Source organism: Streptomyces sp. CB02009 (assembly GCF_001905825.1).
In the GTDB taxonomy this organism is placed as follows: Bacteria; Actinomycetota; Actinomycetes; order Streptomycetales; family Streptomycetaceae; genus Streptomyces.
In genome coordinates this window covers 62,623-77,548 of the sequence record NZ_LIVV01000005.1, presented here as the reverse complement: position 1 = coordinate 77,548, position 14,926 = coordinate 62,623, and the positions used below count along the sequence as shown (strand labels likewise).

The 14,926-nt window shown below is 72.0% G+C and carries 12 protein-coding genes; 5 read left to right on the top strand and 7 right to left on the bottom strand.

The window, feature by feature from the left end; genetic code table 11:
* Positions 1–241 precede the first annotated feature (241 nt).
* From AMK27_RS19780 to AMK27_RS19770, 3 genes are all read left to right on the top strand, one after another.
* Positions 242–955, top strand: a complete 714-nt coding sequence (locus tag AMK27_RS19780; RefSeq protein ID WP_073909789.1) for a transglycosylase SLT domain-containing protein — start codon at positions 242–244, stop codon at positions 953–955.
* A 138-nt stretch (positions 956–1,093) separates the two neighbouring features.
* On the top strand, positions 1,094–2,587 hold the full coding sequence (locus tag AMK27_RS19775; protein ID WP_073909786.1) for an AI-2E family transporter: 1,494 nt from the start codon (positions 1,094–1,096) through the stop codon (positions 2,585–2,587).
* Positions 2,584–3,270 carry a hypothetical protein gene (locus AMK27_RS19770; RefSeq protein WP_073909783.1) on the top strand — a complete coding sequence of 229 codons (687 nt, stop codon included), beginning with the start codon at positions 2,584–2,586 and terminating at the stop codon, positions 3,268–3,270. The genes AMK27_RS19775 and AMK27_RS19770 overlap by 4 nt, the downstream gene beginning before the upstream one ends.
* A 115-nt stretch (positions 3,271–3,385) precedes the next feature.
* On the opposite strand, the gene AMK27_RS19765 is transcribed toward AMK27_RS19770, so the two are convergent.
* Together AMK27_RS19765 and AMK27_RS19760 are read right to left on the bottom strand one after the other, a co-directional pair.
* Positions 3,386–3,925, bottom strand: a complete 540-nt coding sequence (locus AMK27_RS19765; RefSeq protein WP_073909780.1) for an alkyl hydroperoxide reductase — start codon at positions 3,923–3,925, stop codon at positions 3,386–3,388.
* A 6-nt stretch (positions 3,926–3,931) separates the two neighbouring features.
* The gene (locus tag AMK27_RS19760; protein ID WP_073909778.1) at positions 3,932–4,486 is read right to left on the bottom strand and encodes a peroxiredoxin; all 555 of its coding nucleotides are present in this window, start codon (positions 4,484–4,486) and stop codon (positions 3,932–3,934) included.
* Between the two features lie 132 nt (positions 4,487–4,618).
* Between AMK27_RS19760 and AMK27_RS19755 the strand changes: the two genes are divergently transcribed.
* Positions 4,619–5,572 (top strand): LysR substrate-binding domain-containing protein, encoded by a 954-nt coding sequence (locus tag AMK27_RS19755; RefSeq protein WP_073909774.1) that lies wholly within the window; start codon positions 4,619–4,621, stop codon positions 5,570–5,572.
* Positions 5,573–5,793: 221 nt separating this feature from the next.
* On the opposite strand, the gene AMK27_RS19750 is transcribed toward AMK27_RS19755, so the two are convergent.
* From AMK27_RS19750 to AMK27_RS19740, 3 genes are read right to left on the bottom strand one after another with little or no spacing between them, the layout of a single operon-like run.
* Positions 5,794–8,166 (bottom strand): ABC transporter permease, encoded by a 2,373-nt coding sequence (locus AMK27_RS19750; RefSeq protein WP_073909771.1) that lies wholly within the window; start codon positions 8,164–8,166, stop codon positions 5,794–5,796.
* Complete coding sequence (locus tag AMK27_RS19745) at positions 8,163–8,846, bottom strand: ABC transporter ATP-binding protein (protein ID WP_073909768.1); 684 nt, start codon at positions 8,844–8,846, stop codon at positions 8,163–8,165. The genes AMK27_RS19750 and AMK27_RS19745 overlap by 4 nt, the downstream gene beginning before the upstream one ends.
* Entirely contained in the window at positions 8,843–9,367 is a 525-nt protein-coding gene (locus tag AMK27_RS19740) for a PadR family transcriptional regulator (protein WP_073909765.1), read from the bottom strand. Before AMK27_RS19740 ends, AMK27_RS19745 begins: the two co-directional genes overlap by 4 nt.
* A gap of 279 nt (positions 9,368–9,646) precedes the next feature.
* Here AMK27_RS19740 and AMK27_RS19735 point away from each other — a divergent pair, with 279 nt between their 5' ends.
* On the top strand, positions 9,647–11,866 hold the full coding sequence (locus AMK27_RS19735; RefSeq protein WP_073909762.1) for a transglycosylase domain-containing protein: 2,220 nt from the start codon (positions 9,647–9,649) through the stop codon (positions 11,864–11,866).
* 81 nt (positions 11,867–11,947) lie between these two features.
* On the opposite strand, the gene AMK27_RS19730 is transcribed toward AMK27_RS19735, so the two are convergent.
* Together AMK27_RS19730 and fomD are read right to left on the bottom strand one after the other, a co-directional pair.
* Complete coding sequence (locus AMK27_RS19730; RefSeq protein WP_073909758.1) at positions 11,948–13,912, bottom strand: ATP-binding SpoIIE family protein phosphatase; 1,965 nt, start codon at positions 13,910–13,912, stop codon at positions 11,948–11,950.
* Between the two features lie 311 nt (positions 13,913–14,223).
* Positions 14,224–14,889, bottom strand: coding sequence for a cytidylyl-2-hydroxypropylphosphonate hydrolase (gene fomD / locus AMK27_RS19725; RefSeq protein ID WP_073909755.1), 666 nt, complete (start codon positions 14,887–14,889; stop codon positions 14,224–14,226).
* Between the last annotated feature and the right edge of the window lie 37 nt (positions 14,890–14,926).

The window sequence follows — 14,926 nt, the reverse complement described above, 5'->3', positions numbered from 1 at the left end:
GCAACGCAGAATTGCCTTGCGGTGTCGCCGTCCGGCAAAGTCTTGCTTCCGTCAGGCCCCGCATACGGCACCCGTGCACCTTCAGGCGCACAAACACCAGATAACTCCACAGCCGTTCGCCGTATGCCGCCCACAGCACCACGGGCCCGTGTCTTCAGTGACCGTGTACGTCGGAGACCAGCGCCAGGGGCACGATTTCGCCCGCGTGGTCACCTGTGCGGGCGTGCTGGAAGGAAACCGTGTGAGCCGGATCTCGGTCCGGGGATTCGCGGTGGCTTCGGCCACTGCGGTCACCACCGTCGGCGCCGTCATGGGCGTTGCGTCGGGTAACGCCGCTCAGCCCTCGGACGACAACTTCGAGGCCACCGCGGCCGACACCACGCTGCTCGCGGACATTCCCGTGGGCGAGCAGGCCCAGGTACAGGTCTCGTCCCTCTCGGAGCAGGCCGACGTCCAGGCCGCCGCTGCCGACTCCGTCGCCAAGAAGTCCGCGGAGGAGACGGCTCGTCTCCGCGCCGCCAAGGACGCCGAGGCGAAGAAGGAGGCGGCCGACAAGGCCGCCGCCGAGGAGAAGGCCGAGAAGGAGCGCAAGGAGGCGGAGGAGGAGCGCGCGAGCCGTTCCGCGGTCCGCGACGCCTCGTCCTTCAGCGCGCAGGGCTCGTACTCGGTCTCCGAGGTCAAGGCGATCGCCCGCCAGATGATCCCGGCTTCGCAGTTCCAGTGCTTCAGCAACATCGTGGACCACGAGTCCACCTGGAACTACAAGGCCGTCAACCCGGGTTCGGGCGCCTACGGTCTCGTCCAGGCGCTCCCGGGCAACAAGATGGCCAGCGCGGGCGCCGACTGGCAGACCAACCCGGCCACCCAGATCAAGTGGGGCCTCAACTACATGAACGACCGCTACGGCAGCCCGTGCGGCGCCTGGTCGTTCTGGCAGTCCCACCGCTGGTACTAGAACGGCGTGCTCAACTTCGGGGAGCCCCTCACCGTCCTACGGTGAGGGGCTTCTTGCGTGTAGTTTCGAATGCTCCCGGTCTCCGGGGGCAACGGTGGGGGAACGGTGGGAAAGAACGAGCGGGGGATGAGGAAAGCGATGTCGAGAGTGCCAGGGTGGCTGGGACGGCTGGGCGAGAGCCTGAGCCGCATGGGTGAGCGCCTCGACGAGCGCCGTGCCGAGGCGGAGCGGGGCGAACCGCTCGACCCGCCGTTCGAGGACCCGCAGGAGCGGCGCCCGTCCGACGCGGCCCCCGCCGCGAGCGGGACCGGCGCCGGAAGCGGAGCCGCGGCCGGGGAGGACGCCGTCGCCGTGCCCGCGCGCCCCGACGTGGATCCGGACACCGCCGCGCCCCTCCCGGAGCCGGCCGCCGGCCCGGTCGGCGAGCCCGGCCGCTCCGTCCCCCCGCCCCCCTCGTACGCACCGGCCGTCGCCGCGCGGCCCGACCCGGCCGCCGCGATCCCGTGGGGCATGCGGGTGGCCGCCGAGGCGAGTTGGCGCCTGCTCGTCTTCGCCGGCACCGTCTGGGTGCTGATGAAGGTGATCAGCTCCGTCCAGCTGGTCGTCCTCGCGTTCGTCGCCGCGCTCCTCATCACCGCCCTGCTCCAGCCCACCGTGGCCATGCTGCGCCGCAAAGGCCTGCCGCGCGGGCTCGCCACCGCCGTCACCGCCGTCTCCGGCTTCGTCGTGATGGGCCTGGTCGGCTGGTTCGTGGTCTGGCAGGTGATGGACAACATCGACAACCTGACCGACCGCGTCAAGGACGGCATCGAGGAGCTCAAGCGCTGGGCCCTGGACAGCCCGTTCCATGTGACCGAGCGCCAGATCAACGACATCGCGAAGAACCTCAGCGACACCATCGGCGCCAACGCCGAGCAGATCACCTCCGTCGGCCTGCAGGGCGTCGCCGTCTTCGTCGAGACGATGACCGGCATCCTGCTCGCCATGTTCTCGACGCTCTTCCTGCTGTACGACGGGAAGAAGGTCTGGGAGTGGACGCTCAAGCTGGTCCCCGCCCAGGCGCGGCCCGGCGTCGCGGGCGCGGGCCCGCGGGCCTGGCGCACCCTGACCGCCTACGTACGGGGCACGGTGCTCGTCGCCCTCATCGACGCGGTCTTCATCGGCCTCGGACTCTGGTTCCTCGACGTGCCGATGGCCGTACCGCTCGCCGTCTTCATCTTCCTCTTCGCCTTCATCCCGCTCGTCGGCGCGGTCGTCTCCGGCGCCCTCGCGGTGGTGGTCGCCCTCGTCACGAACGGGCCGTTCACCGCGCTCATGGTGCTGGTCGTCGTCCTCGCCGTGCAGCAGATCGAGGGCCATGTGCTGCAGCCCTTCATCCTCGGACGCGCGGTGCGGGTGCACCCGCTGGCCGTCGTCCTCGCGGTCGCGGCCGGCGGCCTGACCGCCGGCATCGGCGGCGCCGTGGTCGCGGTGCCCCTGGTCGCCGTCGTCAACACGGTGGTCGGATACCTCCGCGCGTACAGCATGGAGCAGGCCCTGCGCAGCGCGCCGGAACCTCACGGGGCGACCGCCCACGAGGTCGCGCCGATCCCGGCCCCCGGCACGCTCGCGGGCAAGGGGGAGACCCCGTGATATCGGAACCGGAGCTCGACGGGGACACCTCGTACGAGAGAACCGAGGTACTGACGGAGGAGCGGGCCCCGCGCCCGCCCGGGCCCCGCCGCCCCTGGCTGTGGGCGCTCGGCGGCGCGGTGGTGGCGTCGGCGGTGTGGGGCGGGGCGCTCTACGCGGTCCAGCGGGGCGAGGAGCCGGGGCCGGACCTGGGCGGGTACGCGCCCGCGCTCAAGGAGGAGGAACTCTGCGAGCTCGCGAAGCTCAAGGCGCTGGGCGGGATCCTGGGCAAGCGGAACGTGGACGGGAACGGCCCCGTGATGGACGAGCCGGCGATCAGCGAGGCCTCCTGCTCGGCCGGCTTCGGCCCGGAGGAGGCGAGCCAGACCGTCGAGGTGAGCTACACGCTCCACAAGGTGATCGACCCCGCTCACGAGTTCGAGGCCAGGGCCCGCCAGGACGGCATCCTGCGGCGGATCGACGGGATCGGCGAGCAGGCCTGGTTCGACGACGCGAGCGGGCAGGGCGGGACGCTCCGGATCCTGGACGGCCAGGCCGAGATCCAGCTCACGCTGTACTGGCAGGTTCCCTACGACGAGTCGGGCAACCCGATCGACGACGCCGTCGAGCAGCCGGACCTCTCCGGGATCGACGTCCCGATGTCCCAGGACGCGCTCGCCCTCATGGCCGCGCTCAAGAAGTGACCGCGCCCGGGGAATGACCGCGCCCACGGAGTGACCGCCCCGGGTGTGACCCGCCGGACGTGACGAAAGGGCCCCGGGGCGCGAAGCCCCGGGGCCCTTCTCGTGCTGTGGCGCCCTACTCGGCGGAGGCGAGGACCGCTTCCGCGTCGAGGGTGGCGCCGACCGCCTGGATCACCGCGGCGATCTTGACGGCCTCCTGGATCGTGGCGCGGTCGACACCGGCCTGGCGCAGGACCTGCTCGTGCGAGTCGAGGCACTGGCCGCAGCCGTTGATCGCGGACACCGCCAGCGACCACAGCTCGAAGTCGACCTTCTCGACGCCCGGGTTGCCGATGACGTTCATCCGCAGACCGGCGCGCATCGTCCCGTACTCGGGGTCCGACAGCAGGTGCCGGGTCCGGTAGAAGACGTTGTTCATCGCCATGATCGCGGCGGCGGACTTGGCCGCCTGGTACGCCTCGGGCTTCAGGTTGGCCTGGGCCTCGGGCTCCAGCTCCTTGAGGACCTTCGGCGAGCGCGAGGCGATCGCGCAGGCGAGGACGGTGCCCCAGAGCTGCTGCTGGGGCAGCTCGCTGTTGCCGATGACCGAACCGAGGTTCAGCTTCAGGTCCTTGGCGAAGTCCGGTATGGCGGACTTCAGTTCGTCGAGAGCCATGTCAGATCACTCGCCCGACAGGAGCGCGGCGGCGTCGAGGGTGCCCTCGCCCTTGTTCCAGTTGCAGGGGCACAGCTCGTCGGTCTGCAGGGCGTCGAGGACCCGCAGGACCTCCTTGGGGTTACGGCCGACGGAGCCGGCGGTCACCATGGTGAACTGGATCTCGTTGTTCGGGTCCACGATGAAGACGGCACGCTGGGCGAAGCCGTCCGCGCCGCGCACGCCGCAGTCGCTCATGAGCTCGTGCTTGGAGTCGGCCAGCATCGGGAAGGGCAGGTCACGCAGGTCGGCGTGGTCCTTGCGCCAGGCGTGGTGCACGAACTCGGAGTCGCCGGAGACGCCGAGGATCTGGGCGTCGCGGTCCGCGAACTCGTCGTTCAGCTTGCCGAAGGCGGCGATCTCGGTGGGGCAGACGAAGGTGAAGTCCTTCGGCCAGAAGAACACCACGCGCCACTTGCCCTCGTAGGCCTTGTGGTCGATCTGCTCGAACTCCTTGCCGCTCTCCAGCGACACGCAGGCGGTCAGGTCGTAGGTGGGGAACTTGTCACCGACAGTGAGCACGCGCTCTCCTTGCAAACAGGAAGGGTCCCTTTTGGGGTCTTCCGTGGGGGTTGGACGGCTCACAGCATGGCACGGAGTGCATTGATCAGTGAAATAGCTAGAGTGGGTCGTGTTGATCGAAGGTGGTTATCAGTGATCCCGGCGCGACGTGTGAAACAACCCAGCCTGTCCCAGCTCAGAGCCTTCGCGGCGGTGGCGGAGCATCTGCACTTCCGCGATGCGGCGGCCGCCATCGGCATGAGCCAGCCCGCGCTCTCGGGCGCGGTTTCGGCACTCGAAGAGGCACTCGGTGTCCAGCTCCTCGAGCGTACGACGAGGAAGGTGCTGCTCTCGCCCGCGGGGGAGCGGCTCGCGGTCCGCGCCCGGGCGGTCCTCGACACGGTGGCGGAGCTGATGGAGGAGGCGGAGGCGGCCCAGGCCCCGTTCACCGGGGTGCTGCGGCTCGGGGTGATCCCGACGGTCGCCCCGTACCTCCTGCCGACGGTGCTGCGGCTCGTCCACCGGCGCTACCCGGACCTCGACCTCCAGGTCCACGAGGAGCAGACCTCCTCCCTCCTGGAGGGGCTCGCCGCCGGGCGGCTCGACCTGCTGCTGCTCGCCGTGCCGCTCGGAGTGCCAGGGGTCACCGAACTCCCCCTCTTCGACGAGGACTTCGTCCTGGTCACGCCGCAGGGGCATCCGCTGGCCGGCCGGGACGACATCCCGCGCGAGGAACTCAGGGAGCTGCGGCTGCTGCTCCTCGACGAGGGGCACTGCCTGCGCGACCAGGCGCTCGACATCTGCCGCGAGGCCGGGCGCACGGACGGCGCCGAGGTCACCACCACCGCGGCGGGGCTCTCCACCCTGGTGCAGCTGGTGGCCGGCGGTCTCGGGGTGACGCTGCTGCCGCGCACCGCCGTCACGGTCGAGACCGCCCGGAACAGCGCCCTGTGGACCGGGCTGTTCACCGAACCCGCCCCGGCCCGGCGGATCGCCCTCGCGATGCGGACGGGCGCGGCCCGGCACGCCGAATTCGTGGAACTGGCGGCGGAGTTGCGCGGCGCGATGCGGGGCCTTCCGGTGCGGGTGCTCGACGAGGGCCCCTGAGCTCCGCCGGTACGGGCCCGCCGGGGCCCTGAGCCCTGCCGGTACGGGCGGCGATCGGTGGTTCCCGAGCTCCGCCGTACGGGTGCTCGGCGGGGCCCCTGAGCCCCGCCCGTACGGGCGGTGGTTCCCCGAGCTCCGCCGGTACGGGCAGCGGGCGGCGGTTCCTGAGACCCCCCCGGTATCAGGAACCGCCGCCCCTCCTCGTACATTCGCCCGGAGGGTTACTCCGTGCGCAGCCCGTCCGCGCGCATCAGGCGCCAGAGGACCGGCATGCTCAGCAGCGTCACGGTCGCGATGAGGCCGAGACCGATGCCGACGACGGGCAGGAAGACCCACCAGTCCTGCACCTGCTGTCCGCCCATCTTCAGCAGGACCACTCCGAGGCCGGTCCCGCCCGCGACGGCGAGGACCAGGCCGAGGACGATCGGCACCGCCGTCTGCCACAGCACCGACCAGCTCAGGGTGGAGCGCCGGGTGCCGAAGGCGACCAGCGAGGAGAGCAGCCGCTTGCGGTCCCTGAGCTGCTCCAGGGTCGCGACCAGCAGCGAGGCCGCCACCAGCAGCATCGTCAGCGTGGAGCCGACGAGGATGCCGGTGCGGACGCTGCTGAACGCGGCGTCCCGCTGGGTGTCCGCGAGGGTGCGGACCCAGGACGTCGGGGAGATGGCCTCCGCCGTGTTCCGTACGAGGTCGGCGGCGTCCGGCACGGCGGGGTCGAGCCTGACCATGGCCTGCGCGTCGGGGTCGTCGAGCAGGGCGGCGTCGATCGCCGACGGGGTGGCGAGAACGCCGTACTGGTACATGCCCGTCGGGTCCGGGCGGGAGTCCACGACCCGGGCGCCGGCGGGAATGCGCCACTGCGGCAGCGGGCCGCCCTCGGCGCGCTTCGGCTCGCTCGGGTGCGGATGCGGGTCGCGCAGGGCGACCGTGGCGCCGGGCCGCGCCGCCCGGGTGACGAAGGAGTCGTCCGGGTTGCCCTGGGCGCCGTGCGCGAGGAAGACGAACACGTCGCCGTCCGCGCAGGAGGGCAGCGTGGCGAACTCGGCGAGGGAGGCGCAGTCGCCGACCCTGAGCGAGGCCATCGGGGCGAACTCCTCGCCGCCCTTCAGGGGGCCCGGACGCCACACGTGGGATTCGACGATGCCGGTGACGCCGGTGACGCCCTCGGTCCGCTCGAAGCGGTCGATCATCGCGCGGGCCTTGTCGGCGGTCCCGGCGTCGACGCCGACGGCGATCTGGGCGCGGGACACGTCCTGTCCTGTGACCTCGGTGAAGTCGTTCTCCATCGCCTGGAAGAGCATCTGGAGCGCGATCGCGCCCGTCGCGGCGACGACGATGCCGCTGACCGCGCGGGCCGCCGTGCCGCTGCTCAGCTGGAGCCGGCGGACGGCGAGCTGCCAGGCCACCGGCCCCGCGTGCAGCCGCTTCACCCCGGCCTCGACCAGCCACGGCAGCAGGGTGGTCAGGCCGATCAGGGCGAGGGTGGTGCCGGTCGCCACGCCCACGGTGTCGAGGCTGGTCTCGGTCACCCGGACCTCGCCCATGAGCGGGACGAGCAGGGCGACCCCGGCCGCGAGGAGCAGCAGGCGCCACCACAGCCGCCGGCGGCGGGGGGTGGTGGTCCGGACGACCCCGAGCGGCTCGATCACGACGCCGCGCAGCGCGAAGAGGGTGACGACGACCGAGGAGACCGGGACGGTGGCGAGGGTGAGCACGGCGAGCGCGGGCATCGGCACGACGTCGGACGGATACGCGTTGACGTCCCAGATGGTGAACGCCCCGGCGAACTGCCGGGCCGCCGCGAAGAGTCCGAGGCCCACGACGAGGCCGAGCAGCGCGCCCGCGAGGGACTCGCCGGCCGCGATCCGCCGGGTCATGGCGGTGTCGGCGCCGACGAGGCGGAGCGCCGCGAGCCGTCGGTCGCGCTGTTCGCCGCCGAAGCGGACGGCGGTGGCGATGAAGACGAGCACGGGCAGCAGCAGGACGACGCAGGCGACGACGACGAGGAGGATCAGGAACGCGTTCATCGGTTCCTCGGGCACCGACCAGCCGTAGCGCACCCCGCGCCCGTCGAAGTTGTCGGTGGTGAGGAAGCCGACGTGGGCGACGTACCGCAGGTCCGCGGGGCCGATGAGGCCGTCCGGCCCGATCGTCCCGCCGACCTTGTAGGGGAGGCGCTCCTTGAGGAGGGCGCCGTCGGGGGAGTCGAGCAGGTCCCGGAGCGCGGGGGAGACCAGCATCTCGCCGCGCTCGGGGAACGCCGCCGCGCCCGGGGGGACCGCCGGGCTGTCGCCCTCGGGCGTGAGCAGCAGGCCGCTGATGACGTCGTCCCGGTAGACGGTGGTCCTGCCGAGGTGGAGGAAGGAGTCCGCCCGGGGCGCGGTGACCTGTGCGCTGGCGTCGACGGCGCGGACGGACTCGCGGACCTCCCGCTGGAAGAGCATGTTCGGCAGGGAGGAGGCGAGGAGCAGCAGCGCCACGCCGAAGCCGACCCCGGTCGCGGTGAGCAGGGTGCGGAGGAGGCCCGAGCGGCCTCCGGTGACCGCGAACCGGGCGCCGAGCGCCAGGTCGCGGGGCCAGGTGGGGAGCGTCATGCCACCCACTCCGCGTCGCGTACGGCCCCGTCGCGTACGACGATCTCGCGGTCCGAGTAGGCGGCGACCCGGGCCTCGTGGGTGACGAGGACGACGGCGGCGCCGGTGTCGCGGGAGGCTTCGGTGAGCAGCTGCATGACCCGCTCGCCGTTGAGGGAGTCGAGGGCGCCGGTCGGCTCGTCGGCGAAGATCACCCGCGGGGCGGTGACGAGCGCGCGGGCGACGGCGACGCGCTGGCCCTGGCCGCCGGATATCTCGCCGGGGCGCTTGTGGGCGGTGTCGTCGACCTCCAGGCGGGCCATCCACTCGGCGGCCCTGGCCTCGGCGGCCTTCCGCTTCTCGCCGTTGAGGCGGAGCGGGAGGGCGACGTTCTCGACGCAGGTCAGCTCGGGGACGAGCTGGCCGAACTGGAAGACGAAGCCGAAGTCGGTACGGCGCAGGGCGCTGCGCGCGGTGTCGGACAGCGCGGTGAGCTCGCGTCCGTCGTAGGTGATCGTGCCCGCGTCGGGGCGCACGATCCCGGCGAGGCAGTGCAGCAGGGTCGACTTGCCGGAGCCGGAGGGGCCCATGACGGCGACGACCTCGCCGGCCCGGAGCGCGAAGGAGGCGCGGGCGAGGGCGGTGGTCGGGCCGTAGGCCTTGTCGAGGCCGGTGGCCGTCAGGAGCGGTCGTGAGGTCATCGGCGGATCTCCTCGGCGAGCCGGTCGAGGCGGGCGGCGGTCAGTTCCAGCCAGCGCAGGTCCGCTTCCAGGTGGAAGAGGGCGTGGTCGCAGATGAGCTGGTCGGCGAGGTCGCCGTCCTTCTTGCGGCGGGTGAGCTCACGCATCAGGCGCAGGTGCTCGGCGCGCTGGACGTCGAGGAGCTCGGCGGCGCCGCGGCCGGTCAGCAGCGCCAGGACGACCTTGGTGTAGAGCGTGGACTGGAGGTACGGCTCGGGCTTCTCGGGGGTGGTCAGCCACTGGGCGACATCGGTGATGCCCGCCTCGGTGATGGCGTACCGCTTCCGCTCGGGGCCGCCGCCCGCCTCGATGCCGTCGACGACGACGAGGCCGTTCTTCAGGAGCCGGGACATGGTCGAGTAGACCTGGCCGTAGTGCAGCGGCCGGTCGTGGCCGAACTTCTCGTCGAAGGCGCGCTTGAGGTCGTAACCGTGGCGCGGGCCGGACTCCAGGAGTCCCAGGAGGGTGTGACCGATGGACATGCGCGTCACTGTACACGGGGTGTATACCTGCGATGTATAGCGGCCCGCCCGGGGGTGGGGAGGCCCGGTCGCTAAGCGGAGGCAATGCCTCAGGCAACCATCGGCCCCTGCCGAGCGTCGGTTTCTCTGGGCATGGGTGCTGATTCTCACGTCCGGAAAAGGCGTGATCGGTTGTCCTTTGTCTGCATCGTCGGTGTTAGCTGACTAGCTGAGCAGATCCGGTGCGGGGACACGGGCCGGGGCACGCCGGGACACACGACGAGCGGAGCGACACGACACATGGGCGGACAGGACAAGAGCAAGGTGAAGAAACGCGGCCTGCGCCGCTTCTTCTCCTGGAAGAAGCTCCTGGGCACCTTCTTCGTGGCCTGCCTGCTCGCCATGGGCGCCCTGTACGTCGTCTACCTCCTGGTCCCCGTGCCGACGGCCAACGCCGAGGCGACGATGCAGAGCAACATCTACAAGTACGCCGACGGCAAGGTCCTCGCCCGCACCGGCAAGATCAACCGCGAGATCGTCGGCCTCGACAAGATCCCCCTGAAGGTCCAGAAGGCGTTCGTCGCCGCGGAGAACAAGACCTTCTACAAGGACAACGGCGTCGACATCAAGGGCACCACCCGCGCCGCCTGGTCGACCATCACCGGCAAGGGCAAGCAGGGTGGTTCGACCATCACCCAGCAGTACGTCAAGAACTACTACCTGAGCCAGGACCAGACCGCGACGCGCAAGCTCAAGGAAATGGTCATCGCCATCAAGGTCGACCAGCAGTCGACCAAGAGCGAGATCCTCGCCGGGTACATGAACACCAGCTTCTACGGCCGCAGCGCCTACGGCATACAGGCCGCAGCCCGCTCGTACTACGGCGTCGACGCCACCCGGCTCACCACCGCCCAGGGCGCCTACCTCGCCTCGCTGCTCCAGGCGCCCAACCAGTACGACTGGACGTCCGCGAGCACCACCGGCCGCAAGCTCGTCGAGGAGCGCTGGAACTACGTCCTCGACAACATGGTCGGCGAGGGCTGGCTCACCCCGTCCGAGCGCGCCGGCATGAAGTTCCCCGTCCCGCAGAAGCCCAAGCCCCTCCCCGGCATGGAGGGCCAGACCGGCTACATCGTCGAGGCCGCCAACCAGGAGCTGATGCGCCAGGGCGTCAGCGAGGAGGACATCAAGGCCGGCGGCTGGACGATCACCCTCTCCATCGACGAGAAGCGGCAGAAGGACCTCGTCAAGGCCGTCGACCGGCAGCTGGAGGCCAAGCTCGACCGCAAGGGCGACAAGAAGGACGCCACCGTCCAGGCGGGCGCCACCTCCGTCGACCCGAAGACCGGCGAGGTCGTCGCCATGTACGGCGGCGTCGGCGCCACCGAGCACTGGACGTCCAACGCGACCCGCCGCGACTACCAGCCCGCCTCCACCTTCAAGCCGATCGTCCTCGCCTCCGCCCTCGACAACCGCTCCGTCACCCAGGACGGGCGGGAGATCGGCCTCGGCACGGTCTACGACGGCACCAGCAAGCACAAGGTCGTCGGCAGCGACATCCCCTTCGCGCCGGAGAACGAGGACAACCGGAGCTACGGCCCCGTCAGCGTCCAGAAGGCCACCAATAGCTCCATCAACTCCGTCTACGCCCAGATGATCGTGGACGTCGGCCCGGCCAGGACCAAGAAGACCGCCCTCGCCCTCGGCATGAAGGACGGCGCGGACTTCGGCGAGACCCCCGCCATGTCCCTCGGCACCATGGGCGCCTCCACGATGGACATGGCCGGCGTCTACGCCACGCTCGACAACCACGGCAAGAAGGTCACCCCGACCCTCGTGAAGGCCGCCGTGCACAAGGACCGCACGCTCTCCCCGGCCAAGGGGATCGGCGGGCAGGTCATCAGCCGCGAGGCCGCCGACACCGTCACCCAGGCCATGCAGGGCGTCGTGCAGAACGGTTCCGGCTTCCGCGCCGCCGGCGCGTACGAGGCCGCCGGCAAGACCGGCACCTCCGAGAACAACCGTTCCGCCTGGTTCGTGGGCTACACCCCCGAACTCGTCACCGCCGTCGGCCTCTTCGGCGAGGACGTCAAGGGCAAGCAGGTCACCCTCACCAACACCATCAACGAGGGCCGCGCCAACGGCGGCCGTACCCCCGCCCAGATCTGGGGCGACTACACCACCCGCGCCCTCGACGGCGGCTCCGAGGCCTCCTTCGACCTGGAGACCGACGGCTCGACCGGCTTCGACCCGGACCCGACGCCCACCGGCAGCACCGAGCCGACGGAGGAGCCGACGACCGAGGAGCCGACGGAGGAGCCGACCACGCGGTCCCCGGACCCGACGCCCCCGCCGACCTCCACGGCCACCACGCCGCCGGAGCCGACGCAGGACCCGGCCACCACGCCGCCGGAGCCCACGACCGCGCCACCCGTCACCGACGAGCCGTCACCGCCGCCGTCGATCGAGCCGCCGGACCCGGACACCAGCCAGGGCGGCACGGACGGCCCGCAGAGGTAGCGCGGCCGTCCCGGACGACACGGAAGGGCCGGACCCCCGAGGGGTCCGGCCCTTCCGCACGGCATCCACGCCCCGGCGCGGCTACGAATGGCTCGGCGTGGCCAGCTCGAACCAGACCACCTTGCCGCCCGACAGCCGGGTCGCACCCCAGCGCCGCGCCAGCCGGTTCACCAGGAACAGGCCCCGCCCGCCCTCGTCGGTGTCGCGCGCCCGCCGCTGCCGGGGCAGCTGCGGCGAGTCGTCGCCGACCTCGCAGCGCAGCACGTCCGTCCGCAGCAGCCGCAGCGTCACCGGCCGTTCCGCGTACCGCACGGCGTTGGTCACGACCTCGCTGATCAGCAGCTCGACCGAGTCCGTCAGCTCCTCCAGGTCCCAGCGGGCGAGCGCCCGCCGGGCGAGCCGCCGGGCCCGGCCGGGGGCCGCGTCCTCCGGGTCCAGGAACCAGTACGCCACGTCGCTCGGCGCGATGCCGTCGAACCGCGCCGCGAGCAGCGCGATGTCGTCGTCCCGGTCACCGGGACCCAGCATGTCCAGCACGTCGTCGCACAGCGCCTCAAGGGGAGGCGAGTGGTCCGGCCCGGTCAGCTGCGCCGTCGCCGCGAGGCGCTCCCGCAGCTGCTCGATGCCGGTCCACACGTCCCGCAGCCGGGACTCCACCAGACCGTCCGTGTAGAGCAGCAGCGTGGCACCGGCCGGGGCGTCCAGCTCGACCGCCTCGAAGTCCACGCCCCCGACGCCGATCGGGGCGCCCGGGGGCACCCGCAGCACCTCGGCACGGCCGCCCAGGTGCAGCAGTATCGGCGGCGGATGGCCGGCGTTGGCCACGGTGATCCGGTGCGAGACCGGGTCGTACACCGCGTACATGCAGGTCGCCATCCGGTTCTCGCCGAGCCGCTGCGCCTGCTCGTCCAGATGGTGCAGGACCTCCTGCGGCGGCAGGTCGAGCCCGGCCAGGGTCTGCGCGGTCGTGCGCAGCTGGCCCATGATCGCCGCCGAGGTCATCGAGTGGCCCATGACGTCACCGACGACCAGCGCGACCCGGCTGCCGGGCAGCGGGATCGCGTCGTACCAGTCGCCGCCCACCCGGGCCGTCTCGGCCGCCGGCAGATAGCGCGAGGCCAGCTTGACGCCGGTCGGCTGCGGCAGCGAGTCCGGCAGCATCGTCCGCTGGAGCTCGTCCGCGATGTACGCCTCACGGCCGTACAGCACGGCCTTGTCGATGCCCAGCGCGGTGTGCGTGGCCAGCTGCGCCGCGACGAGCAGGTCGTTCGGCTCGAAGCCGGCCCGCTCGGGGCGGCGCAGGAACACGGCGGCACCGATCACCCGGCGCCGGCCGCGCAGCGGCGCGAGCACGGCCCGCAGCCCGCCGGGCAGCGGATGCTCGGGTCCGAGGAGCTCGGTCAGCGCGGCCTTGGCGGCGGCGGAGTCGCCGAACACCGGCCGCACCCCGCGCAGGACCTCGGCCAGCGCCCCACCGGACCGCACCTCGCAGAGTTCGGCCGCGGGGGTCGGATCCGGATCGGGTACGAGCACGAGCTCCTCGCCCTCCAGATCGCTTAACCGCAGCCGGTCCGTACGGCGCAGGCGCAACACGAACGGCGCGACCGGCCGCTCGTCGCCCACCGGCAGCGGATCGCGGAGGTAGACGAGGATCTCGTCGGAGAAGGTCGGCACGGTCGCCCGGCACAGGCCGAGCACGATCTCGTCCAGGTCGATGCCGCGGGCGATGCGCCGCGTCGCCGCCCCGACGAACCGCAGCTTCTCGCCCTCGCGCCGCGCGACGGCGTCCCCGCCGCGGCCGCCGCCCTGGAGCTGCGCCGACACGGCGACGGCCATGGTGCCGGGGCTGCCGGGAGCCGTGGCCGGCGGGGGCGGGGGCACGTCGGCGCCCGGGGTCGCGGCGGCCGTCGGGCCCGCCGGCCCGCCCGGCTGTGCGGGCACGTCGGAGGGCAGGCCGGCCGCTGCCTCCTGGCGAGGGCGCGCGCGTTCCTGCGACCGGGCAGCCAGGGGCTGCCGGCCTTCGTGGGAGGTGGGATGCTCCGTCACGCGTGGGATTCCGTCCGTCCGGGCCGGTGGTGCGATGCACTCGCTCTTCTCGCCGATGCCGCGCCTTCGGCGGGGCTAAACCCCTTGTGTGCGGTGGATCTGAAGGCTCCGCGAGCGGTGGCACCAGCGGGGGTCGGAACACCCGGGCAGACGTCCGGCACTGCTCTCCCCCTCGTGGATGACTTCTGGTCAGGTCCTGCGCTGAGTTCGGTCGTTGACGTGCTGCTCGGTCGGTCTGACGTGCCGTTCGGTCCGCCTCTGCCGTGCGGAGGACGATCCTACGTTTGAACCCCGGGGGCGCATCAAGGGTCTCACGGTGCCGTGTGCGCCGGAGTGCGGTCCCAGTCGGCCGGCAGTTCCGGAACCCGCCATGCCGGATCGGGCCGCCAGTTCTCCCAGCCGTCCGAGAACGGCGCCCCCCACGCCGTGATGCGGTCCACCGCCCGCTGCCCCGCGCCCCGCACGCGTGCGGCCTGTTCCGGCCCCATCAGACCGGACCGCTGCGCCTGCGCGAACTCGTCCTCGTCCCGCCACAGCCAGCTGTGGTCGGGGTAGACGGAGATGTCGAGGAAGTGGTCCTCGGAGTCGACGCCGCCGGACCAGCGGACCCGCGGCTCCTCCAGGTTCACGTACCAGCTGCGGAAGCGCCAGCCCCGCTCCCAGAACAGCCACACCGACCACGGCTCGCCGGGCCGCGCCAGCTTCAGGACGCCGCTGCCGGACCACCGCGCGCGTTCCGTGGTCCGCGGCGCGGTGTAGCGGGTGGCGAGGGGCTCCTCGTGCACGGATGTGCCGTCGGCGAGCACCGGGCGGACGCATTCCGTGCCGGGCGCCATCCAGACCGCGAGGAGGTCCGGTGTGTCCTGGACGACCGTCACCGGCCGGCAGATGTGCACGTCCCCGGTGCCGTTGCCGCGGTAGCGCCAGAGGATGTGCTCCCCCGGCACCCAATGCTGAGAGCCGCCCGATCCTGTCATGCGCAGATCTTAGGGGCGCGCTCCCACGACCGCAGCG